We start from the raw sequence: 21,551 nt of genomic DNA, 5'->3' as shown, positions 1-21,551 counted from the left end.
CTCATTCTCCTTCGGGTGCAGTGTCGAGAGTGCTCGCGTTTTCGCGTTGCCGTGAGCTGCCCAGGTGGTGGAAGAGGATATTGACTACGACTGCGGTCAGCGTGCCCATGGCCAGGCCATTGCCGAGGACGATCTGCAGGTGAGAGGGAAAGGCACTATAGAAACCAGGCACCACGATGGGCAGCAGGCCCATGGCGAGAGCCGATGCCAGGGTGAACATGTTGCCGTTCTGATTGAAGTCGACACGACGCAGGATGTTGATGCCCATCACCCCGATGATGGCGAACACGATCACGGCGGTACCCGCCACCACGGCGCTGGGAATGGCATGTGCCAGCCGGCCCAGGGGCGCGCACAGCGCGAGAACCACCAGCATGGCGCCGGCCGCGATGGTCACGTAGCGGGAACGTACCCCGGTGGCGCGGATGATACCGATGTTTTCGCCACTGGTGATGATCAGCGACGTGCCGAAGCAGCCACCGACGATCGAGCCCAGTGCATCGGCACGGATGTTGCGGGGCACGATGGCCTTGTGGTCTCCCTTGCGGCCGACGATCTCGGCGGTTGCCAGGGTCTGGCCCGTCGCTTCCGTCATGGATACCACGCAGAAGATGATCAGCGGCAGGGAAGCGAACAGGTCAAAGGTCGGCATGCCGAAGGGGAAGGGCTGGGGAACGGCAATCAGCGGGCCGTTAAGGACATTCTCGAAGGTCATGGCGCCGCTGAGAATGGCGATGGCGGCGCCGGCCAGCAGCCCAAGCATCACCGCGATACGCTGCCACATCCCGGAAAACACCCGGGAGAAGACCACGGTGCAGCCGATGGTGACCAGCGCCAGACCAATGCTGCCCATGCTGGCGAAGCCCTCTGACTCGGGGCGCCCGGTGATCAGTCCACCAAAGATACGGATCAGGTTGACCGCCACGAGCAGCAGCATGGTGCCGATCACGATCGGCGGGAAGAACTTCAGCAACCTGGTGAAGAAGGGTAGCGCCAGGAAATAGAAGAGCCCGGTCAGAATGACCGCACCGGACGCGGTCTGCAGGTCGGTGGCCTGGGCGATGCCCAGAAAGATCACCAAGGGGGCGCCGCCCGGCACCTGCACGAAGGGCAATCGGGCACCAAAGCCGAATAGCCCCACCGACTGGAGAATGCCGGCTAGGCCACAGGCCAGGAAGATCGCACTCATCAAGCCGACGGTGACGTCATCCGACAGGTCGAGGGTGTGGCCGATCAGGAAGGCCGCGGTAATCGGCGCTGCCGCCATCACCAGGACATGCTGAAGCCCGTACAGCAACTGGGTGCCAATCGGCAGACGTTCATCCACGGGTTCCACCGCCGAATCGGGTGGCCTTGGAGTGGTGTTCATGGCTGTTCCTCTTGTTGTTGTGAATCGTTGTTGTGAATCACTGTTGTGATGCAGGGACATCGTCTCGGCAGGTGACATCATCCGCCGGTAAGGGAACCCTAGCCGGGCTCGTCTGTTCTAGTCCATAATGATATTTAGTATCTAGCGTTGCCGAAATGGCAACGGTAAGGTTGTCAGGCAAGGCAGCGGGAGACACCACATGCATATGCTGTTGCCGGGGTTGCGCTATTTCGAGGAAGTGGCGCGGCAAGGGTCCTTGCGCAAGGCGGCGGAACGCCTGCATGTCGCGGCATCGGCCGTCAATCGTCAGATTCTCAAACTGGAAGATGAACTGGGTGTGCCGCTCTTCGAGCGTTTGCCGCGCGGGCTGCGCCTGTCGCCGGCGGGAGAGTTGATCCTATATCAGGTACGCCAGTGGCAACGCGATGAGCGCCGCCTGCAGGAGTACCTTGGAGAAATCCGCGGTACCGGCTGTGCCGAGGTGCGGATCGCCACTGTCGAGTCGTTAACCGACCAGTTGCTTCCGCGCGTGCTCGGCTCCTTTCGCGAGCGATTTCCCCGCGTGCGCTTCGTGGTGATGACGGGGTTGACCGATACGATTCTCGATCAGGTGCTCAAGGGAGATGCCGACATTGGTCTGTGCATCAATCCCCCGGTAACCCCTAGGGTGCGCTTCATGGAGCAGGTGGCGCTCGAGTTCGGCGCGGTCGTGGCGCCGGATCACCCGCTGGCGGAACACCAGGCGCTGAGGTTGCGGGATTGCGTTCCCTATCCCGCACTGTTGCCTGACAGGGATATGTTTCATGGCTCGACGCTGCAGCAGGTACTGGTAAGAGCCAATATCGAGCTCGAGCCATTGGCTTCCTGCAATCGCATCCTGACCTTGAAATCATTGGCCCGTGCAGGGCTTGGCATCGCATTTCTCAACCGGCTCGACATCGCCAGGGAGCTGGCTCATGGCGAGCTGCAGTTCAAGCCCCTGCTGGATCACCATATCGCCAAGGCACGTTTGACGCTGTGTTGTCATGGCGACCGTGCACTGCCGATGGCCATCGCGGTACTCGCCGAGCAATTGCGGGAAGCCATGATGGCCATCGAGCCTTGATGATAAATAAAAAGACCCGCGAAGCATTAACTGCGCCGCGGGTCTTGGATCAACCTGTCTTCAGGTAGTGGTGGTCATACCCTCAACGCCAGCCGGCGCGGTCGAAGATGCGCACTGCTTCGGGGTTGTTCTCGCCAAGCACGCTGATGTTCAGATCATCCTTATTGAACTCGCCCCAGGACTCGAGCACGGCGTTCATGCTGATGCCTTCGACCACCGGGAATTCGTTGTTGCCCTGGGCGAAGATCTCCTGGGCCGCATCCGAGGAAAGGAACTCGAGGAAGCGCACGGCGTTGTCGCGATTCGGGGCATCGGCCACCACACCGGCGCCACCGACGTTGACGTGCGTGCCGCGGTCATCCTGGTTGGGGAACAGGATCTCGACCTTGCTGGCGGCTTCGCGGTCGGCCTCATCGTCGGATTCAAGCAGACGCACGTAATAGTAGTGGTTGGCCACGGCGATATCGCACTCGCCGCTTGCCACGCCGAGAATCTGGTCGGTGTCGCCACCTTCGGGGTCGCGCGCCATGTTGTTGACCACGCCCTGGGCCCATTCCTCGGCGGCTTCCGCGCCATGATGCTCGATCATCGACGCCAGCAGCGACTGGTTGTATATATTGCTGGAAGACCGGATACACACCTTGCCTTCCTGGGCCGGCTCCGCCAGCGCCTCATAGGTGGCAACGTCGCTCGGGTCGACGGTTTCCGGGTTGTAGTAGATGGCGCGTACGCGCTGGCTGAAGCCGAACCACAGGCCTTCGGGATGACGCATGGCTTCCGGAAGGCGCTCGTTCAGCACGTCGGATTCCACGCCCTGGAAGATGCCTTCCTCTTCGGCGCGCCACAGGCGCCCTGCGTCCACGGTCATCATCACGTCGGCCGGGCTCGCCATGCCTTCTCGCTTGATCCGTTCGATGAGCTGGTCGGAGTCACCCTCCAGCACGTTGACCTCAATGCCGGTTTCCTCGGTGAACGCCTCGTAGAGTGCCTCATCGGAGTCGTAGTGACGGGCCGAGTAGAGGTTCAGCTCGTCGGCGAATGCGCCAGTGGCGAAGGTCGAACCTGCCAGGGCAGCGAGAAGCGGGGCAGCGAGTCGAGCGCGCTGTGTCATGTTGGTCACCTCTGCGGCGTTGTTGATGATAGCGTCATGAAAAATGGCTGTAAGCGAAAGCTTCATAATAATGATAATGCTTTGCATTTCACTCTTGGCTATTGAAGCGTGTCGACATGCTTCCGTCAAGGGCGAATACAGATTCGGAATGCAACTTGTTTTCACCTGCATTGGCGGGCGCCGATGACGTATGATGGTGGGATGGATTCAACTAGCGTGGTTGCCAAGATGTCGAGATCCCACTCCAAGCCCGCTCCGACAACGGCTGCTGCTGAGTCGCCGGTGTTGTCGATGCACGATGTGCATCACGCCTACGACAATATCGAGGTGGTCAGCGGTGTGGACCTTACGGTGGCTCCAGGGGAGGTCGTCTGCCTGCTGGGACCTTCCGGGTGCGGCAAGACGACCCTGCTGCGTATCGCCGCTGGGCTCGAGGCACTGCAGCATGGCAGCCTGGCGCTGGAAGGCCAGCAGGTCGCGGCTCCCGGTCGCCGGCACCTGCCGCCCGAGCGTCGCAACGTCGGCCTGGCATTCCAGGACTCGGCGCTGTTCCCCCACCTCTCGGTACTCGACAACGTGACCTTCGGCCTGCGCCAACTGCCCACCCGCGACCGGCAGCGGCGTGGCATGAAGTTGCTCGAGCAATTGGGCATGGCCGACTATGCCAAGGTCTATCCGCACATGCTCTCGGGGGGGCAGCAGCAGCGCGTGGCCCTGGCGCGAGCACTTGCGCCGGGCCCTGGCCTGATGTTGCTCGATGAGCCTTTCTCGAGCCTGGACGCGCGGCTGCGCGATCAGATTCGCGATGACACGCTACACGTGCTCAAGCAGGTAGGGGCCGCCACGCTGCTGGTGACACACGACCCCGAAGAAGCGATGTTCATGGCCGACCGCATCGCCCTGATGCGCGATGGTCGGATCGTCCAGACCGGCACCCCCTGGGAGCTTTATTGCACGCCATGTGAGCCGTTCGTGGTGTCCTTCTTCGGCGAGGTCAATGAGCTTCAAGGCGAAGTGCGTGAGGGCAAGGTGGCGACCCCGGTGGGGCAGGTGGATGCAAGCTGGCTGCCCGAGGGTAGCCAGGCCCGGGTCATGATTCGCCCGGAGGCCTTGATCATTCAGGAGCGCAAGGACGACGCGGGAGACCACCAGGTCAGTCATGTGCTGATGGCCAAGCTATTGGGTCGCAGCAGCTTGCTGCATATCTGTGCCCATGGTGCATCAGGGCAGGAGTCGCATATGCACGCCAGGGTGCCTGGCGTGTTTCTGCCGGCCACGGGCCAGGCGGTCGATATTAGCCTGGATCTTTCCCAGGTCTTCGTCTTTCCCTCACTGGGAGCCGGGACGCGAGCGGCGCATGGCGATACTCAGCAGGATCACCGGGAGTATGCCCACAGCCACGATGGCCAGTGAGGCCGTCGAGGCTTCGGCGAGACGTTCGTCCGAGGCCAGGCTGTGTGCCCGCACGGCCAACGTATCGAAGTTGAACGGTCGCAGGATGATGGTGGCCGGCAACTCCTTCATTACATCCACGAATACCAGGATCCCCGCCGCCATCAGGCTGCCGCGCATGATTGGCGTGTGAATGCGACGCAGGGTACCCCCGGGGCTCTGGCCCAGGGTGCGTGAAGCGGCATCCATGCTGGGGGTGACCTTGCCGAGACTTGCCTCCACGGCATTGAACGACACGGCCAGAAAGCGCACCACGTAGGCGTAGATCAGAATAAATGCCGAACCACTGAAGATCAGTCCGACAATCTCGCCGGTGTGGGCATGCAGCCAGGTGTTGAGCGTGCTGTCGAGCCAGGCGAACGGGATCAGGATACCCACTGCCACCACCGAGCCTGGAATCGCGTAGCCCATCGAGGCAACGCGGGTGGCCAGGCGGGTGGCCGGACTCGAGTTCAGGCGCGTGCCATAACTCAGCAGCAGCGCCAGCCCGACCGCCACGCCCGCCGCGATACCCGCCAGGGTGAGACTGTTCCAGGCGTAACCGATGAAGCGGGTGCCCAACTGGGCGTCGCCCTGCGTCAGGGCCAGTTGGGCGAGAATGGCGGCGGGGATCAGAAAGCCCACCAGCACTGGCAGGGCGCAGGCGAGGAAAGCGCCGAAAGCGCGCATGCCATGCAGCCGGTACTCGGGAATCTGCTGGTAGCGATTGGTGGTATGGAAGTAGCGCCGCTTGCCGCGTGACCAACGCTCCAGCAGTACCAGAGTGATCACGAAGGCCAGCAGGCAGGCGGCGAGTTGTGCGGCGGCAACCGGTTCACCCAAACCGAACCAGGTGCGGTAGATCCCCGTGGTGAAGGTATCCACACCGAAGAACTGCACGGCGCCGAACTCGTTGAGCGTCTCCATCAGCGCCAGCGAGACCCCACCGACGATAGCTGGCCGCGCCAGCGGCATGGCGACGCTGCGAAACAGCCGCCAGGGGCCATGGCCAAGGGTGCGACCTACATCCAGCACGCACACCGATTGCTCGAGGAATGCGGCCCGGGCCAGCATGTACACGTAGGGGTACAGCACCAGGGTGATCAGGGTCGCGGCGCCGCCCAGCGAGCGAATGCTCGGGAAATAGTAATCACCGACGCTCCAGCCGAACCACTCTCGCAGCGCACTCTGGAATGGACCTGCGATCTGCAGGAAGTCAGTGTAGGCATAGGCAATCACATAGGTGGGCACTGCCAGCGGCAGCAGCAGGGCCCACTCGAACACGCGCCGCCCCGGGAAGCGACACATGACCACCAGCCACGCCGTTGCGGTGCCTATCACCAGGGTGCCGAGGCCTACCGTCACCACCAGGATCAGCGTATTGGTCAGGTAGCGGCCTAGCACCGTGCTTGCCAAGTGGCGCCAGACACCTTCGGTCGGCATGACGATATGCGCGAGTACCGTGAGCACCGGTAGCGCTACGATAAGCGCCACGACGAAGATCATCAGGGTCCAGGGGCTTACGCGGCGTGGGAAAAGGCCGGCAACGCTTGGCAGCCAGCGGCTGGCAAATCCAGACAAGCGAGTCTCCTTGCGATGCCCTGCGAGAGGCGATGCCCTGCAGTTGGAAATAGGGTTGAATCAATCACGAAATGATATCAGTTCTTGTTCTCTTCCGCAGCCATTGCCCATTTCACAGGCAGGACAATCGCAGTTGGGCATCACGAGGGGCGCCGGGGACAGGTCGAAGAGGAGGTCTTTTGCCATGGATGGCAAAAGTAGCGCCCAGGGACGGGTTCACCGCGCCTCCTCGCAGTCCTGTCGACGGTTCAGCACCGAGTGAAACGGCTAACTGCGATAGTCCGGCATCTCACGGTGCTTGTCCCACGACGCATATGTCATAACGCAACGCGCCCGCCATCCGGGGATAGCGGGCGCGTGTCTTGCCGTTGCCTGTCTCAGTAGCCCAGCAGCATCGATGGCAACCCAGTGACCAGTGCCGGGAAAAATGCCATCAGCAGGCATGCCAGCACGATCAATGCGCAGAACGGGATCACCGCCTTGTAGAGGTCGATGATCTCGACCCCTGGCGGTGCCACGCCTTTCAGGTAGAACAGCGCGTAGCCGAACGGCGGGGTGAGGAAGGAGGTCTGCAGCACCACCGCGACCATCACCACGAACCACAGCACATCCACACCCATCGACTCGACGATCGGCAGCATGATCGGGAAGCTCAGCAGCACGATGCCTGTCCAGTCGAGGAACATGCCGAGGATGAACACCAGGAACAGCATCAGTACCAGGGCCCCGATGGTGCCCCCTGGCATTGCCGTCACCACGTTGTGGATCACGTCCATGCCGCCGCCGCGCGAGAACACCCCGGTGAAGGCGGTGGCGCCGACCAGCACCAGCATCACCATGGTGGTGGTCTTGCTGGCATCGATCAGCGTGCGGTAGCAGGTCGAAAGCTTGCGGTCACCGAAGATCAGGAACAGCACGAAGGCGATAGCCACGCCGATCGCCGAGGCTTCGGTGGCGGTGGCGATGCCGGTGAACAGTGAGCCGAGCACGCCAAGGATCAGCGCCATCGGTGGCAGCACGTACTTGAGCAGCATGACCACCAATTCACCCGTGGAGGTTTCGGCGCGTTCTGCTGCCGGTACCGGCGGCCCGTAGGAGGGCTTCAAGAAACAGATGATCAGCACATAGAGCGCGTACATCACCCCGAGCATCAGGCCGGGAATCAGCGCACCGGCGAACAGCGCGCCCACCGACACCGGCGAGTAGCTGGCCATCAGTATCAGCATGATGCTTGGCGGAATCAGGATGCCCAGGCAGCCACTGGCCATGATGACCCCGGTGCTCAGTTCCTTGTTGTAGTTGTACTTGAGCATCGGCACCAGGGCGATCATGCCCATCACCGCGATGGAGGCGCCGACGATGCCGGTGGTGGCGGCCAGCAGCACCGAGACGATGACCACGGTCAGTGCCAGCCCACCACGCAGGTTGGCCAGCAGCAGGCGCATGGCATCGAACATGCGCTCGGTGACCCCGGAATCGTTGAGAAAGCGCGCCATCAACACGAACAGCGGGATGGCCACCAGGACATAGTTGTCCATGGCATTGCCGTAGATGTTGTTGATCAGTGTGCCGAGCATCTTGATGCCAGGGCCGAACAGAGCGCCGAGCACGGCGACCCCACCTAGCACGAAGGCCAGCGGATGGCCCATGAACAGCCCCACCAGCAGGCCGCCGAACATGAACAGGGTAAGCATTTCCGCACTCATGCCGAGGCCTCCTTGCGCAGTTCCTGAACGGCGCGAATGACGATGGCGATGGCTTGCAGCAGCAGGCAAACGGCGGCCACCACGATGACGGCCTTCACCGGATAGACGGGAATGGCGATCATGCCGTAGGTGGTTTCGCTGCGGCTGAAGGAGCGTTCGAAGAAGCTCCAGCCGTAGGTCAAGAGCATCCAGATGAACGGCACAAAGAAGATCAGATAGCCGAGCAGTTCGACGGCGGCCTGCTTGCGACGGGAAAGCAGTCGCTTGAGCACGTCGACCTCGACATGGGCGTGATGGCGAAGCCCATAGGCGGCCATCAGCATGAAATGGGCGCCAAACAGCATCTTGGTGATATCGAAGGCCCAGTCGCTGGGGCGTCCGAGGAAGAAGCGCATGGCGATGTCGTAGATCACGATCACGGTGATCACGGCGAGCAGCGGGGCGACCAGGCGCCCGAAGCACTCGTTGAAGGTGTCGATTGCCTTGGCAATGGCATTCATGGTCGTGGATCTCGGGAATCGGGATGGATTCGCAGAACATGAGCGTCGCCACCGGCGAACCGGTGACGACGCGTCACTCAATGCACATCATCACTTGCAGATTACTGCACCTTACATGCAGGCCTCGAGTTCCTCGAGGGACGGCAGGTCGTCGGTGACACGGCTCATGTTGTACGGCACGGAAATATCGCGCCAGTTGGCGTAGTGATCCAGGTAACTGACCATGGAGTGGTAGATCTTGGCGTGCATCGGATCCTCGCAAGCACCCTGGAGAATCACCTCATTGGTGATCCGCTGGATCTCGGCGAGATCCTCGTCGGAGAGCTGGTTGATCTCGGTGCCGTCCTCGAGGAACTTGACGGTGCCATCGGTGGATTCACGCTCGGACCAGGCCAGCGACCACGCCATGGTGGCTTCGGCGGCGATCTTGAGCTTCTCCTGGGTCTCCTCGGAGAGGGCGTCCCAGGCATCCTGGTTGATCATCACCCCGAATACGCTGGCGGACTGGTGCCAGCCCGGTACTGACCAGTAGTCGGCCACTTCGGAGAAGCCGGCGTTGTAGTCGACCCCGGGAGTGGAAAACTCGGCGCCATCGACCACGCCACGCTCGATGGCCTGGTAGATCTCGCCACCGGCCAGGGTGACCTGGGAGCCACCGAGCTGTTCGAGTACGCGGCCCTGATCACGACCAGAGAGGCGAACACGCTTGCCTTCCAGGTCGGCCAGGCTCTCGATCGGGGTGCCGCCGCGGAAGCCGGATTCGTTGTTGGTGATGCCGTAGGGCAGGTAGACCATGTTGTACTGGCCGTAGACCTCCTGGTAGAGATCCCAGCCGCCCCACTGCATGATCCAGTTCAGGTAGTCGACGCCATTGAACAGGCTGGTGGTGGTGGCCAGCGGCGAGAACGCCGGGCTGCGGCCGGCCCAGTAGCCGGGCCAGTCGCCGGCGGCTTCGATGCTGCCGGTTTCGGTGGCGTCGAACACTTCGGTGCCGGGCATCAAGGTGCCGCCGGCGCGGAATTCGATCTGCAGCTCGTCTCCGGCCAGCTTGTTGACAAGCTCAGCCCAGTGCTGATCGATCTTGATCAGGTCCAGGTTGTCCGGCCAGGTGGTGGTCATGGTCCACTGCTCCTGCGCCTGGGCAGTGGTGGCAAGGGTGGCCAGCGCCACACCGGCGGCGAGGCCGGTGAGGGTGAATCGGGTCATTTTCTTCATGTCGGTGCTCCCTGAATGAACTTGTTGGTGCTGATCGAGAAGACACAAGAATCGTGAAGGTGTGCCCCGGAAGGGGGTAGCGTTGCCTGAAAAGCCTGAACCTGGCCACCTGAGCGTCTGACCGGATGGGCAGGCAAGGCAGCGAATTCAAGCTAGCACGCCCTCGCTGTCTTGATCGATAGTGGGCCAGTGACGAGGATACTGACGATCAGCAGTTTACGTAAGCGTAATTATGTTTGATCGGCTTCTCGATTCATCAAGAATAAAGCCATGATGATCAATATCTTGTTAGAGTGAATCAATTACTTACCAGGCTCGGCAGGGCGAGATCACAACGTTGAATGCCCTTGGGGCCTGCGACTAAAGTTCAGCCGATCGAGGTGGCGCGCCAATGATCGACCCGGCAATGCGGGATACTATCGATGCCCTGCTGTGCCATGCCAGCCACTTGGCGTCCCGGCGCTGGCGAGGGCTTGCCTGGCTCTCCGGCGACTCCGCGGTCTGCCATCGGCGGGCACTTGCCATATGGCGGGCCGGGCCCTGGCAGGCGCCGCTCTGGGTGGCGCCTCATGCTCCGCAGGAGTTGGCCTGCAAGCAGTGGTTGCCACCCGCCAAGGCGAGAACCCGGCTGGGGGGTGAGCATGATCTGCTGGTGTTCGACGCGGTGTCCGCCGAGGCGGGGTTCGACCCCGATGCCTTCGGTGCCCTTGCCGGCACGCTGCGCGCCGGTGGCCTGCTGGTGCTGATGACGCCCACCGAGTGGGGAGCTCACCCGGATGCTGACTACCAGCGCCTGGCAGTGCACCCCTGGCGTACCAAGTCCCTGTCATCACACTACCTGGCAAGGCTTTGCCGCTGCCTGGGTGAGGACCAGCGAATCGTGCACTGGCCTGCCGCCCGGCCGATACAACTGCCTGTGTATGCCGGCCACTCACCCGCGCCTGCGACGACAAGCACGGATGCCGACTGCCTGACCGACGATCAGGCACGCATGGTCTGGCAGTTGACACGCTTGCGCCGCCGCAGGCCGTTGGTGGTCACCGCTGATCGAGGGCGCGGCAAGAGTGCTGGATTGGGCATCGCCTGCGCCAGGCTGCTGGCGCGTGGCCAGGATCTGCTGGTCACAGCCCCAGCCCCCAGCGCCTTGGAAGCGCTGTTCGAACGACTGACTGTGTTGTGCCCAACAGGCCAGCGCCGCGCCAACCGGTTCTCCTCCGACAGTGCCTCGGTGGAGTTCCTGGCGCCGGACGAGTTGCTTGCCCAGGTGCGCGCCGGCAAGGCCGGCGGGCCGGGTAGCTGGTTATTGGTCGATGAAGCGGCGGCCTTGCCGGCGGCCATGCTCGCTGAGTGGCTGGCTGCCTTTCCGCGGATTGCCTTTGTCACCACCGTGCACGGCTATGAAGGCTCGGGCCGGGGGTTCGCGCTGCGCTTTCGTGTAAAGCTGGAGCGCCACACACCCGATTGGCAGGCCCTCCACCTCGACCAGCCGATTCGCTGGTCAGCGGACGACCCGCTGGAGCCGCTGGTCAACCGCATGCTGATGCTCGATGCCGAGCCTGTGATGCCCGCCAATGCTGGCGAGTATGTCCATCTGCGCCATGAACGTGGCCGCTTGGCACATGATGAGCCTCTACTTCGGGCTAGTTTCGGCTTGTTGGTGCAGGCACACTACCGCACCACGCCAGGGGATCTTCGCCACCTGCTGGACGCCCCCGGTGTGGGCGTGGTGACCCTGAACCGACATGAGTTGCCGGTGGCGGTACTGATCACCAACGATGAAGGTGGTTTCGATGCCGGCATGGCCGAGCGGGTGGCGCGTGGCGAACGGCGTCCACGCGGCCACCTGATGGCCCAATCGCTGGCCGCCCATGCCGGCAGCCGTGATGCCCTTCAAGGGCATCTGCGCCGAGTGCAACGCATCGCCGTACACCCCGATGCGCGGCGCTGCGGTCTTGGCAGGCAATTGATCGAACGCGAGCGTGAACACGCGCGTGACGAAGGGCTCGACCTGCTGGGCGCAAGCTTCGGCGCCGACCCGGCGCTGATGGCGTTCTGGCGCGCCCAGGGGTTTCGTGCCTTGCGTCTCGGCCTGACCCGCGAAACGGCCACCGGCGAGCATGCGCTGATGGTGGCCGTGCCGCTCAACGAAAGCGGGCAGCGTCTCGTCGAGGCGCTCACCGAGAATTTCCAGCGTGCATTGCCGGGGTTGCTGGCTTTCGAACTGTGTGAGCTGGCACCGGAGGTGGTCGTGGCACTGCTCGCCGAGGGCCCAGCCGCCCCGCTGACCGAGCAGGACCGTCGCGATATCGACGACGTGGCCCATGGCCACCGCGAGCCTGCCCTGGCACGCCCGGCGCTGCAGGCACTGGTGCGACGGGTACTGGCTGCGGACGTCGTGTTCGATGATCCTGATCTTGTGGCACTGGCGGGTTGGGCCTTTCAAGGCCGTGGCGTGTCCTGGCTTGCCGCCCATTGGCATGTTTCAGGCCGCCGTCAGGCGATTGAATCGCTGCGCCGGGCGGTGGCGAGACTTGCCGTTGCGCTGGCCCGATCTCAGGCTTGAACTTGTCTTGAACCCGGCTTGCCCCCAATTCTGGCTTTCCCGGCCGCGAGCCGATGGCTAGAGTAGTGCGATTGACCGTGATGAGGACTCCGATGAACGCACACCTCGACCAGCTGGAACCCCGGCCCGTATGGCGCCACTTTCGCACCCTGTGCAATACGCCGCGACCCTCGGGCCACGAAGCGGCGCTGGTCGCCACGCTTGAGCAATGGGCCGAGCGGCTGGGCCTGGCTCATGACCGTGACGATTACGGCAATCTGCGTGTTCGCAAACCGGCAAGCCCTGGCCATGAGTCAGCCCCCGGGGTGATCCTGCAGGGGCATCTGGACATGGTGGCCCAGGCCAATGCTGAGCACCCCCACGACTTCACCCTGGACCCCATCGACACATGGGTAGCTGATGGCTGGCTGCGTGCGCATGGCACCACGCTTGGTGCCGACAATGGGCTCGGTGTGGCGGCGGCACTGGCGATTCTCGAGGATCAATCGCTGATCCATGGTCCGCTGGAGGCCTTGTTCACCCTCGAGGAAGAGACGTCCATGGGAGGGGCGTTGGCGCTGGCCGAAGGGTGGCTCGATGGGCGCGTGCTGCTCAATCTCGATTCGGAGGACCGTGGGCAGGTCTACATCGGTTGTGCGGGTGGTGCCGATGTGCTGGTTGAGGCGCAACTTCCCAGCGCCGCCGCGGCCAAGGGAGAACGCTCCGCGCGCCTTTCGCTCACCGGGCTGAGCGGCGGCCACTCCGGCATCGACATCCACAAGGGGCTGGGTAACGCCAACCGGTTACTGGTACGAGTACTGCGAGCCCTCCAGGGTTCGGGTGTGCGGTTATGCGACTATCACGGTGGCACCCTGCGCAATGCGCTGCCTCGCGAAGCCTTCGCCACGCTGGTGCTCCCCGCCGACGAGCTTGCGGGGGCGATTCAGTGCGTCGAGGCACTCGAGGCCGAGCTTCGCCGCGAACTTGCCGGTGTGGATGACCAGCTCATCCTGACCTTGGCGGCGCTGGACGAACCCCCAGGTGAAGCGCTGACCCTGCAAGCCAGTCATCTGTTGGTGGCGGCGCTGCATGCCGCCCCTTGCGGGGTCGAGCGGATGAGCACGCAACTACCCGGTGTGGTCGAAACCTCGAACAATCTGGGGGTGGTGAACCTTGCGGCGGGGCGATTCATGCTCTGCTCGCTGGTGCGCTCACTGCGCGATACGGCCACTCACGACATGGCGGACCGCCTCGCTGCACTGTTCGAGCTCATCGGTGCCCGCACCCGGGTCGAGAACGCCTATCCTGGCTGGACGCCGCAGCCCGACAGCGCACTGCTTGCGCGCTTCTGCCGTCTGCACCGCCAGCGCCTGGGCAGCGATCCCGAGATCAAGGTGATCCATGCCGGTCTCGAGTGCGGCATTCTCGGTGGCAAGTATCCACACCTTGAGATGATCTCCTTCGGCCCGCTGATTCGCGGTGCTCATTCCCCCGATGAGCGGGTCGAGCTTGCCTCGGTGACGGAATTCTGGGATCTGCTGCGGGCGCTGGTAGAAGACTTGGCACAGCACTGAAGTGGACATGGCAATCCGCTTCGTCAAACCGGAGCGGCCCAATCAGTGGTTTACCTGGACCCTGATCACCGGGTAGCCGCCAACGGTGACCAGCGGAATATCGGTATGGCCGCGGTAGTCCCGGCGACGGTCATCACGACGGTAGTCGTGGTAGCGAGGCCTGTCACGGTGCCAATGCTTGCCGTGATCGTAGTCACGCTGCCCGATCCCGCGCCGTGAGACAGAGCGATGCTGCCGGTAGCGATGGGGTGCCTTGGCATGATGCCGGCGGTGGTGCTTGCCGCGTTCGGCGCGGTGATCGTGATGATGATAGTGGTGATGCACCTGCGGCTTGTGGCCGCCATGGCGGTGGCGGTCGGCCATTGCCGGCAGGCTGATCATCACGCTCATGGCGACAACGGCCAGAATCATCAGTAACGATTTCATGGGCTTCCTCCAGGGTCGATGACGAGACGGTGTGGGATGACCCCTGCGTTCCCTGAAGAAAGTATACCCCCGCGCACCCTGGCCAATACCCTACATGACGCTGTTTCGGGGGCGTTGTCGATTGTCTTCACAATCCTCTCGCGCTGACCCCAAACAACGACACCGCCTGCTGGCGGTGTCGTCAAGCACATCAGGATGGGTGTTCAGGCTGGCGTCAACCGATGCCGTTCAGCCAAGAAACGCATTGAGCATCCACACGGTCTTTTCCTGTTCGCGGATATAGTCGCCGGCTTGCGCGGCGGTGCCTTCATCATCGGCATCCGAGGCAAGCGACAGGATCTCGCGCTGCAGTTCGATCAGGCTCTGGTAGCCGGCCAGCACGCCGCGCACGCAGGCCTCGCCGTCGCTGACGTTCTTGTCCTCGGCGATCTTTGCGATTTTTACATAGTCGCTGTAGGCATGAACCGGCTGGTGGCCAAGGGTCAGGATGCGCTCCGCCACTTCATCGACCTTGGTCAGAAGGTCCGTATAGAGTTCCTCGAACTTGGCGTGAAGCTCGAAGAACTGTGAGCCCTTCACGTTCCAGTGATAGCCGCGCACGTTCATGTAGAAGATCTGGTAGTTGGCAAGAAGCTCGTTGAGCTTTTCCGCCAGTTGGCTGGCGCTTGCTTCGTGCAGGCCGATGGAATTGGTCTGGCTCATGCGGATGCCTCCTTGATCGCAGTGCACTGAGGGTGAGCACGCTAGACGATGGCGTTAGTTTACTCCGGCACCATGTAGGTGAAGAGTGAATTCTCGTCATGGCGTCCATAGCGTGCTTGTATTCACGAGGTGCCGACGACCCGGCACCATTTCAAGGGCGAGTTTTCACCAGCAGGCGCACCAGGCTCTCGGCACGGTCGGCGAGCAGTTCGGCGCAGCGCTCCAGCGCTTCCTCGAGTGCCATCGGCCCATCGGCCAGGGCGAACGCGGCAGTGACCCCTTCGTCGAAGGCGGCTTGCCAGCCGGGGGCCAGGCGGCCGGCCAGCACGATGACCGGGATGCCTTTGGCGCTGGCGGTGCGTGATACGCCAACCGGCGTCTTGCCGGCGAGACTCTGACCATCGAGCTGACCTTCACCAGTGATGACCAGGTCGGCGCCCTCCAGCAGCGCCTCGAAGCCTGCCTGGGCCATGATCAGCTCGATCCCTGGGCGCAACCTGGCACCCAGGAAGGCGCGGGCCGCGAAGCCCATGCCGCCGGCGGCGCCGGCGCCTGGCAGGTCGCGGTGATCCTCGCCCAGTGCCTCGGCGGCACAGTCGGCGAAGCGCGCCAGGGCGGTATCCAGGCGCTGGACATCCTCCGAAGAGGCTCCCTTCTGCGGGCCGAACACCGCGGTGGCGCCGCGCTCGCCCAGCAGTGGGTTGTCGACGTCCACCGCCGTCTCGACGGCAAGGGTGGTCAGGCGTGGGTCGAGCCCCGAGATATCGAGTTCGCCAAGCTCAGCAAGTGCTGCGCCACCCGGCGCCAGGGGCTGGCCGCTGGCGTCCAGCAACCGCGCTCCCAATGCGCTGAGCATACCGGCGCCGCCATCATTGGTGGCGCTGCCGCCGAGCATCAGCAGAAGCTTCGTAGCACCGGCATCCAGTGCCGCCAGGATCAGCTCGCCGACGCCCAGCGTCGTGCTGTGCAATGCGGTCCGCTCGTTGGGTGTGAGCTGTTGCAAGCCACTGGCCTCGGCCAGTTCCACATAGGCGGTGCGGCTGGCGGCGTGCCAACCCCAGGCGGCGGTGGTGGGGCGGCCCAGCGCATCGTGAACCCTGGTGCTGCAGCGTTCTGCACCGGTAGCGGCGAGCAGTGCATCCAGGCTGCCCTCACCGCCATCGGCAAGGGGGCATTCGACAGTTTCGATGTCAGCGGCAATACGGCGAATTCCGCAGGCCATGGCGTGGGCAGCCGCTTCGGCGGGCAGGGCGTCCTTGAAACTATCCGGGCAGATGACGATCTTCATTTAGGTGCTCGTGTCGGGGAATCTCACCCAAGCTTAGCCGCACGGGGCCGCACACTGAAGCCTCGGGCATTTCGCTCAGGTGACGCGATGCGTACACTTCTCAGCTAGACCTACGGAGAATGCCCATGCGCCTCTGGCCATTGCCCCTGCTGCTGGTGCTTGCCGGCTGCCAGACAGCCCCGACCGAACTACCGGTGGCCTCGCCGGCGCCTGCGGCGGAGTGCCGCTGGCAAGCCACGGATGCCTCTCCCCAGGAGTCGCTGCGACGCAGTGTCTCGGCACTGGAGGCCGAGGGCTTCCTGATTCGCCATACCGACCTGACGCTGGGTCTGGTGAGCGCCGAGCGCACGCGCATTCTGCCCGGCTATGGTGACCGCTACGACCCTTGGGAGCGCGCCGGAATGTTTGGCAGCGTGGGGGTTGGCGGTGGTCGCGGGGGCGTTGCGAGTGGCGTGATGATCGGCTTTGGTGGCGTCGGAAGCCTGACCCGCGATGCCACCCAGCTCGAGCGAGTCTCGGTTCTTTCCGGGGAGGCTGACGTGAGGGTCAGTCGCGACATCCAGTTGATCGACTGGCGAGGCGAACTTGTCGAGTCGCGAAACGGGAGTGACAGCGAGTTCTGCCAACGCCTGCGCCAAGGCATCGGCGCAGGGGGTGCTTCATGAAGGGCTTCATGAGGTTTGTCCTGAATCGTGGCTGGATCGCCGCACTGCTCGTGATGTTGCTGGGTGGCTGTGCCAGCTCCCCACAGGTCATCGACCCGCGCGAACTGAGCCTGACCGCGTCGCCTGAGCAGACGCTGCGCGCATCGGCGGAGACATTGATCACACGTGGATACGTAATCCGCCACGCCGATAGTGACCTTGGGCGGCTGGAGGCGTTGCTTTCGCGCTGGCCGGGTTACCGACTCCAGGTGCAGGTCAGGGCCGAGGGGCAGGGTAGCAGAGTGAGCATGGTGGCCACGCGAGGCGGGCGAGCCATGCCACCCTGGACCCTGGATCCACTGTTGATGGACATTCAGAACCGACTCGACCTGTTACCCTGAGGCGCGTCGATGTCTTGAGAGCCGACGTCTTGAGAACCGACGTCTTGAGAACCAACGTCTTGAGAACCAACATTGCTCTGGTGCCCTACGTGATTCGAACATCTTACGCCATGTTTTCGTTATTATATCGCCGGGCCTTGGCAACCACCCGTTGCAGGCGGTGTGCCCCATTGGTGTTGTGCGCCATGTTGTTGTCGTTACCCGTGGCCGTACAGGCGCACCCCCACGGCTGGATTGATCTGCGCATGCGCCTGGTTCTCGATGACCAGGGCCGCCTCGAGGCGCTCCATCAGTCGTGGAGCATGGATCCGTTCTATAGCCTGGTGATTCTCGAGGAGCTCGGCCATGCCGCTGGTGAGGATAGCCTTGAGGCAGGGCTTGACCAGTTGGGGGCGGAGATTCGCGATAATCTCTCGGGCCACGGCTATTTCACCGAGCTGCATGTCGATGACCAGCCTGTCAGCTTCGAAGAGGTCAGCGAGTACACCGTGCTCGAGCGTGATGGTCGCGTGCAGTTCGTGTTCCTGCTGCCGTTGTCGCAGCCACTCGAATTCGCTGAACACACCTTGCGCTACCAGGTTTTCGATCCAAGCTATTACCTCGAGATGGTGCATGAGGCCCAAGATGACGCTCCTGCACCCGGTGCGCTGGTCGTTGCCGGCGACCGGCAGTGTGACACCCGGATACTGCCCGCGGACCCGAACCCCGAGCGCATCATGGAAGCCGCCATGCTTGATGTCGATGATCAGGCACAGCCGGGCCTGGGCCGCCACTTCGCCGAGACCGGAGAAGTGACATGCCAGTGACGATGAAGCGAAGCCTCTTGCTGTTGTCGGTTGTCTTGTTGATGGGGCTTGCTTATCCGCTGTTGCTGCAGGACGCCTTCCAGGGGTTGAGCCTGCAACTGGTCGCCTGGCAGCGTGAGTTTCACCGCGCCTTGACGCTCGCCATCAGCGAATTCTCCGGCACACCCGGTGCCGCGACCTGGTCTGGCCTGCTCGGCATCAGCTTCGCCTACGGGGTTTTCCATGCCGCGGGCCCGGGTCATGGCAAGGCGGTGATCACCACCTATCTGCTGACCCAGGGGGGCGCGCGTCGCCGTGCACTGGCGCTGTCATTTGCGGCGTCTTTGCTGCAAGGGGGAGTGGCCATCGCCCTGGTACTGGTGCTGGTGCATGGCCTGGGGTGGTTGACCCGGCAGGCGATGGGTAGTGTGGCGTGGGTAGAGCAGGCTAGCTTCGTGATGGTGGCACTGCTTGGTGTGTGGCTATGCCTGCGTGCGGTTCGCCAGTTGCGCCGCCCGCTACCCAAGGTCGTAACGCAGGAGCTGTCGCAGCGTGCCCATGATGATGTCCATGAACATGACCACGCGTGCTGTGGCGGCCACCACCATGTCGATCCGAGCCGCGCCAGTGACTGGCGAACGGCATTGGCAACGGTGGTGGCGATCGGCATTCGCCCTTGCAGTGGTGCGGTGCTGTTGCTTGGGGCTGCCACGTTGCTTGGCAACTTCATGGTGGGCGTGGCAGCGGTGCTGGTGATGTCGCTGGGCACTGCCTTGAGTGTCTCGGCGCTGGCCCTGGCAAGCGTGTTTGCGCGGGGCTGGGCGGAACGCCGCCTGGTTGGGCAGGGTACGTTCGGGCGAGCCAGGCGGGCTCTGAGCTGGGCCGCGTTGGTGGGTGGGCTGGCCATCGTTGCCTTGGGCGTCTCGCTCACCGTGACCGGCGCCAGCCAGCCGGCAAGCGCTCCTTTGCTTGGCGAACCACCAACACGTAGCGGGTCATCCCACCCGTTTTCTCCTTAGCCGAGTTCCAGCCCCTCGACCTCGGCAAGAATCCGCTCGCGCATCTCTCCCTGGGCCTCCAGGTCGTAGGGCAGGGCCTCGCCTCGTCCCCATACTGGCGCCGGCCAGCTGTCATCATCCCGGCGCCTGACCACCACGTGCACGTGCAACTGGGCGACCACATTGCCAAGGCTTGCGATATTGAGCTTGTCGCCCTCGAACATTGCCATCATGGCGCGGCCAATCGCGGTGGCTTCCCGCCACAATTGCTGCTGGTCCTGTTCATCGAGCTCAAAGACTTCGCTGACCCCCGGGCGACGAGGAACCAGCACAAGCCAAGGATAACGCGCGTCATCCATTAGCCGCAGCTGGCACAGCGGCAGCTCGGTGACCGGGTAAGTGTCGTTTGCCAGACGCTCGTCAATCTCGAAATCGCCCATCTGATTCTCCATATGAAGACCCGCAGAGTCCGCCACATGATGCCACAGCCGAACGGTTGAGTTTTCCTGGCGTGTCCGGCGCATTATGCTGTGCAGCTTCGTTACCGAGGAAAGGATGTCCACATGCCCCTTCTTGAAGCGCTGGCCCTGTTGGTCATCGGCACCCTGGCCGGATTCATCAACGTGCTCTCGGCGGGGGGCTCGATGCTGACCCTGCCGTTGCTGATGTTTCTTGGCCTGTCGCCGCAGATGGCCAATGGCACCAACCGCGTCTCCATCGTGCTGCAGAGCATCTCGGCGGTGGCGAGTTTCCTGCGTGCCGGTGCCCGTCATGTCGAGCTCAGCCTGCGCCTTTCCGTGCCGGCGGTTCTGGGTTCCCTGGCCGGCGCCTGGCTGGCGCTGCAGGTCAGCGACGTGCTGTTCGAGGCGATCCTGATCACCGTGATGGCAGGCTCGGCGGTGTTGATGCTGCTGCCTCAACCGCGTCTGGACACGCGGCCCTTGAGCGTCGAGCGGCTGACCCCGACCGTTTACCTGGCGATGTTCGCCATAGGCCTTTATGGCGGCTTTATTCAGGTGGGCGTGGGTGTGCTGTTCATTGTCGTGCTGTACCGCATGCTGAAGATCGACCTGGCACAGGTGAACGTCTTCAAGGTATTGATCGTGCTGGTCTATACCCTGCCGGCACTGGCGATTTTCATGTTCCATGACCAGGTGCGCTGGGGCTATGGGTTGGTGCTGGCCGCCGGCAGCATGTTGGGTGCCTGGCTGGGGGTGAAGGTCAACATGAGCCCGCGCGGCGCCTTCTGGGTCAAGTGGCTCACCGTGATAGTGATTTTTGCCATCATTATGCGGTTATTACTGGGTTGATTCTGCATCCTTTGCCAGTCGGTGCTAGATTGCATTGGTAGTTCCTCAACAATTCAATTGGCAAGGAGGCAAGGCCATGCAACGTCTACTGGCTCTCGTGATGCTGTCGCTTTTCGCACTCTCGCTGTTGTCTGGCTGCAACACCATGCGAGGCGCAGGGGAGGACATCGAACAGGGCGGGGAGGCAATCCAGCGCTCCGCTGATTGATAGCATGCCCCGCGAGCCGGATCAGTGCTGCTTGGCCGGCTCAATTTCTCCCTGCTGAAGGCGGGGATCACGTGTGGTGCTCACCACGCGTCTTGGTACTGTCTTGCGCATGTTCCGTCTGGGCTCTCTGTTCCTCTTCGCTCGCCTGCTTGCGCAGTTTCTTGCGCAGTGCCGCCTTCTCGAAGCGCAACTTGCGCAGTGGTGTATCCAGCGTCAGTGGCGGTACGGGGGCCGGCTTGCCATCCTGATCCACGGCGACCATCGTCAGGTAACAGCTGTTGGTATGGCGAATCAGCTTGTTCTTGATGTCTTCGGCCACCACCTTGATGCCGATCTCCATGGAGGAGCGCCCCACGTGGTTGACGCTCGCCAGGAAGGTCACCAGTTCGCCGACGTGGATCGGCTGCTTGAACAGCACCTGATCCACCGAGAGGGTTACCACGTAGTGGCCCGAATAGCGGCTGGCGCAGGCGTAGGCGACCTCGTCGAGCTTCTTGAGGATGGCTCCTCCATGCACCTTGCCGCTGAAGTTGGCAAGGTCGGGGGTCATCAAGACGGTCATCGACAGTTCATGCTGGCCGGGCAGCGCTTGCTCTTCCATGTACGTGTTCCTGTAAGGATTCGGTATCCTGATAGCATAACGCCTTGCCCCCTA

Annotated in this window: 21 protein-coding genes; 10 read left to right on the top strand and 11 right to left on the bottom strand. The window is 63.0% G+C overall.

Going from position 1 to position 21,551, the window contains the following annotated elements; genetic code table 11:
* Position 1 precedes the first annotated feature (1 nt).
* Entirely contained in the window at positions 2-1,369 is a 1,368-nt protein-coding gene (locus C6V82_RS13920) for a uracil-xanthine permease family protein (RefSeq protein ID WP_102587403.1), read from the bottom strand.
* Positions 1,370-1,568: 199 nt separating this feature from the next.
* On the opposite strand from C6V82_RS13920, the gene C6V82_RS13915 reads away from it, so the two are divergent.
* The gene (locus C6V82_RS13915) at positions 1,569-2,474 is read left to right on the top strand and encodes a LysR family transcriptional regulator (RefSeq protein ID WP_102587404.1); all 906 of its coding nucleotides are present in this window, start codon (positions 1,569-1,571) and stop codon (positions 2,472-2,474) included.
* An 82-nt stretch (positions 2,475-2,556) separates the two neighbouring features.
* On the opposite strand, the gene C6V82_RS13910 is transcribed toward C6V82_RS13915, so the two are convergent.
* Positions 2,557-3,585, bottom strand: coding sequence for a Fe(3+) ABC transporter substrate-binding protein (locus C6V82_RS13910; RefSeq protein WP_102587443.1), 1,029 nt, complete (start codon positions 3,583-3,585; stop codon positions 2,557-2,559).
* Between the two features lie 291 nt (positions 3,586-3,876).
* Here C6V82_RS13910 and C6V82_RS13905 point away from each other — a divergent pair, with 291 nt between their 5' ends.
* Positions 3,877-4,998: an ABC transporter ATP-binding protein gene (locus tag C6V82_RS13905; RefSeq protein ID WP_102587405.1), complete on the top strand. Its 1,122-nt coding sequence runs from the start codon at positions 3,877-3,879 to the stop codon at positions 4,996-4,998.
* On the opposite strand, the gene C6V82_RS13900 is transcribed toward C6V82_RS13905, so the two are convergent.
* The 4 genes from C6V82_RS13900 to dctP form a co-directional block, all read right to left on the bottom strand.
* Positions 4,915-6,522 carry an ABC transporter permease gene (locus C6V82_RS13900; protein WP_102587444.1) on the bottom strand — a complete coding sequence of 536 codons (1,608 nt, stop codon included), beginning with the start codon at positions 6,520-6,522 and terminating at the stop codon, positions 4,915-4,917. The genes C6V82_RS13905 and C6V82_RS13900 overlap by 84 nt on opposite strands.
* Positions 6,523-6,974: 452 nt before the next feature.
* Positions 6,975-8,303, bottom strand: coding sequence for a TRAP transporter large permease (locus C6V82_RS13895; protein WP_102587406.1), 1,329 nt, complete (start codon positions 8,301-8,303; stop codon positions 6,975-6,977).
* Positions 8,300-8,803, bottom strand: a complete 504-nt coding sequence (locus C6V82_RS13890; protein ID WP_102587407.1) for a TRAP transporter small permease subunit — start codon at positions 8,801-8,803, stop codon at positions 8,300-8,302. Before C6V82_RS13890 ends, C6V82_RS13895 begins: the two co-directional genes overlap by 4 nt.
* Positions 8,804-8,914: 111 nt before the next feature.
* Complete coding sequence (gene dctP, locus C6V82_RS13885; RefSeq protein WP_102587408.1) at positions 8,915-10,018, bottom strand: TRAP transporter substrate-binding protein DctP; 1,104 nt, start codon at positions 10,016-10,018, stop codon at positions 8,915-8,917.
* Positions 10,019-10,409: 391 nt separating this feature from the next.
* Between dctP and C6V82_RS13880 the strand changes: the two genes are divergently transcribed.
* Together C6V82_RS13880 and C6V82_RS13875 are read left to right on the top strand one after the other, a co-directional pair.
* A complete protein-coding gene (locus tag C6V82_RS13880; protein ID WP_102587409.1) occupies positions 10,410-12,581 on the top strand; it encodes a tRNA(Met) cytidine acetyltransferase TmcA in 2,172 nt (723 codons plus the stop codon).
* A 92-nt stretch (positions 12,582-12,673) separates the two neighbouring features.
* The gene (locus tag C6V82_RS13875) at positions 12,674-14,134 is read left to right on the top strand and encodes an aminoacyl-histidine dipeptidase (protein ID WP_102587410.1); all 1,461 of its coding nucleotides are present in this window, start codon (positions 12,674-12,676) and stop codon (positions 14,132-14,134) included.
* A gap of 42 nt (positions 14,135-14,176) precedes the next feature.
* Here the strand turns inward: C6V82_RS13875 and C6V82_RS13870 are convergent, their stop codons facing one another.
* The 3 genes from C6V82_RS13870 to C6V82_RS13860 form a co-directional block, all read right to left on the bottom strand.
* On the bottom strand, positions 14,177-14,560 hold the full coding sequence (locus C6V82_RS13870; protein WP_102587411.1) for a hypothetical protein: 384 nt from the start codon (positions 14,558-14,560) through the stop codon (positions 14,177-14,179).
* 228 nt (positions 14,561-14,788) lie between these two features.
* Positions 14,789-15,262 carry a Dps family protein gene (locus C6V82_RS13865; protein ID WP_102587412.1) on the bottom strand — a complete coding sequence of 158 codons (474 nt, stop codon included), beginning with the start codon at positions 15,260-15,262 and terminating at the stop codon, positions 14,789-14,791.
* A gap of 151 nt (positions 15,263-15,413) precedes the next feature.
* Positions 15,414-16,550 (bottom strand): glycerate kinase, encoded by a 1,137-nt coding sequence (locus C6V82_RS13860; RefSeq protein WP_102587413.1) that lies wholly within the window; start codon positions 16,548-16,550, stop codon positions 15,414-15,416.
* Between the two features lie 125 nt (positions 16,551-16,675).
* Between C6V82_RS13860 and C6V82_RS13855 the strand changes: the two genes are divergently transcribed.
* From C6V82_RS13855 to C6V82_RS13840, 4 genes are all read left to right on the top strand, one after another.
* Positions 16,676-17,215 (top strand): hypothetical protein, encoded by a 540-nt coding sequence (locus C6V82_RS13855; protein WP_102587414.1) that lies wholly within the window; start codon positions 16,676-16,678, stop codon positions 17,213-17,215.
* An 8-nt stretch (positions 17,216-17,223) separates the two neighbouring features.
* A complete protein-coding gene (locus C6V82_RS13850) occupies positions 17,224-17,595 on the top strand; it encodes a hypothetical protein (protein ID WP_102587445.1) in 372 nt (123 codons plus the stop codon).
* Between the two features lie 185 nt (positions 17,596-17,780).
* Entirely contained in the window at positions 17,781-18,401 is a 621-nt protein-coding gene (locus C6V82_RS13845) for a DUF1007 family protein (protein ID WP_102587415.1), read from the top strand.
* A complete protein-coding gene (locus C6V82_RS13840) occupies positions 18,392-19,399 on the top strand; it encodes a nickel/cobalt transporter (protein ID WP_102587416.1) in 1,008 nt (335 codons plus the stop codon). The genes C6V82_RS13845 and C6V82_RS13840 overlap by 10 nt, the downstream gene beginning before the upstream one ends.
* Here the strand turns inward: C6V82_RS13840 and C6V82_RS13835 are convergent.
* Positions 19,396-19,818, bottom strand: a complete 423-nt coding sequence (locus C6V82_RS13835; RefSeq protein WP_102587417.1) for an HIT domain-containing protein — start codon at positions 19,816-19,818, stop codon at positions 19,396-19,398. The genes C6V82_RS13840 and C6V82_RS13835 overlap by 4 nt on opposite strands.
* A gap of 123 nt (positions 19,819-19,941) precedes the next feature.
* Here C6V82_RS13835 and C6V82_RS13830 point away from each other — a divergent pair, with 123 nt between their 5' ends.
* Together C6V82_RS13830 and C6V82_RS13825 are read left to right on the top strand one after the other, a co-directional pair.
* Positions 19,942-20,688: a sulfite exporter TauE/SafE family protein gene (locus tag C6V82_RS13830; protein WP_102587418.1), complete on the top strand. Its 747-nt coding sequence runs from the start codon at positions 19,942-19,944 to the stop codon at positions 20,686-20,688.
* Positions 20,689-20,764: 76 nt separating this feature from the next.
* Positions 20,765-20,896 (top strand): entericidin A/B family lipoprotein, encoded by a 132-nt coding sequence (locus C6V82_RS13825; RefSeq protein ID WP_102587419.1) that lies wholly within the window; start codon positions 20,765-20,767, stop codon positions 20,894-20,896.
* A gap of 67 nt (positions 20,897-20,963) precedes the next feature.
* Here C6V82_RS13825 and C6V82_RS13820 read toward each other — a convergent pair whose 3' ends face one another.
* On the bottom strand, positions 20,964-21,497 hold the full coding sequence (locus tag C6V82_RS13820; RefSeq protein ID WP_102587420.1) for an acyl-CoA thioesterase: 534 nt from the start codon (positions 21,495-21,497) through the stop codon (positions 20,964-20,966).
* Positions 21,498-21,551 lie beyond the last annotated feature (54 nt).

It is taken from the genome of Halomonas urumqiensis (genome assembly GCF_003028575.1).
Lineage (GTDB): Bacteria > Pseudomonadota > Gammaproteobacteria > Pseudomonadales > Halomonadaceae > Halomonas > Halomonas urumqiensis.
This window is presented reverse-complemented; position numbering and strand designations above follow the sequence as displayed.

Coding starts and splice junctions, on each gene's coding strand:
- C6V82_RS13910 (WP_102587443.1), bottom strand. CDS start 3,585: ATGACACAGCGCGCTCGACTCGCTGCCCCGCTTCTCGCTGCCCTGGCA.
- C6V82_RS13905 (WP_102587405.1), top strand. CDS start 3,877: ATGCACGATGTGCATCACGCCTACGACAATATCGAGGTGGTCAGCGGT.
- dctP (WP_102587408.1), bottom strand. CDS start 10,018: ATGAAGAAAATGACCCGATTCACCCTCACCGGCCTCGCCGCCGGTGTG.
- C6V82_RS13880 (WP_102587409.1), top strand. CDS start 10,410: ATGATCGACCCGGCAATGCGGGATACTATCGATGCCCTGCTGTGCCAT.
- C6V82_RS13920 (WP_102587403.1), bottom strand. CDS start 1,369: ATGAACACCACTCCAAGGCCACCCGATTCGGCGGTGGAACCCGTGGAT.
- C6V82_RS13860 (WP_102587413.1), bottom strand. CDS start 16,550: ATGAAGATCGTCATCTGCCCGGATAGTTTCAAGGACGCCCTGCCCGCC.
- C6V82_RS13825 (WP_102587419.1), top strand. CDS start 20,765: ATGCAACGTCTACTGGCTCTCGTGATGCTGTCGCTTTTCGCACTCTCG.
- C6V82_RS13875 (WP_102587410.1), top strand. CDS start 12,674: ATGAACGCACACCTCGACCAGCTGGAACCCCGGCCCGTATGGCGCCAC.
- C6V82_RS13830 (WP_102587418.1), top strand. CDS start 19,942: ATGCCCCTTCTTGAAGCGCTGGCCCTGTTGGTCATCGGCACCCTGGCC.
- C6V82_RS13855 (WP_102587414.1), top strand. CDS start 16,676: ATGCGCCTCTGGCCATTGCCCCTGCTGCTGGTGCTTGCCGGCTGCCAG.
- C6V82_RS13900 (WP_102587444.1), bottom strand. CDS start 6,522: ATGATCTTCGTCGTGGCGCTTATCGTAGCGCTACCGGTGCTCACGGTA.
- C6V82_RS13890 (WP_102587407.1), bottom strand. CDS start 8,803: ATGAATGCCATTGCCAAGGCAATCGACACCTTCAACGAGTGCTTCGGG.
- C6V82_RS13865 (WP_102587412.1), bottom strand. CDS start 15,262: ATGAGCCAGACCAATTCCATCGGCCTGCACGAAGCAAGCGCCAGCCAA.
- C6V82_RS13870 (WP_102587411.1), bottom strand. CDS start 14,560: ATGAAATCGTTACTGATGATTCTGGCCGTTGTCGCCATGAGCGTGATG.
- C6V82_RS13820 (WP_102587420.1), bottom strand. CDS start 21,497: ATGGAAGAGCAAGCGCTGCCCGGCCAGCATGAACTGTCGATGACCGTC.
- C6V82_RS13840 (WP_102587416.1), top strand. CDS start 18,392: ATGCCAGTGACGATGAAGCGAAGCCTCTTGCTGTTGTCGGTTGTCTTG.
- C6V82_RS13845 (WP_102587415.1), top strand. CDS start 17,781: ATGTTGTTGTCGTTACCCGTGGCCGTACAGGCGCACCCCCACGGCTGG.
- C6V82_RS13895 (WP_102587406.1), bottom strand. CDS start 8,303: ATGAGTGCGGAAATGCTTACCCTGTTCATGTTCGGCGGCCTGCTGGTG.
- C6V82_RS13850 (WP_102587445.1), top strand. CDS start 17,224: ATGAGGTTTGTCCTGAATCGTGGCTGGATCGCCGCACTGCTCGTGATG.
- C6V82_RS13835 (WP_102587417.1), bottom strand. CDS start 19,818: ATGGGCGATTTCGAGATTGACGAGCGTCTGGCAAACGACACTTACCCG.
- C6V82_RS13915 (WP_102587404.1), top strand. CDS start 1,569: ATGCATATGCTGTTGCCGGGGTTGCGCTATTTCGAGGAAGTGGCGCGG.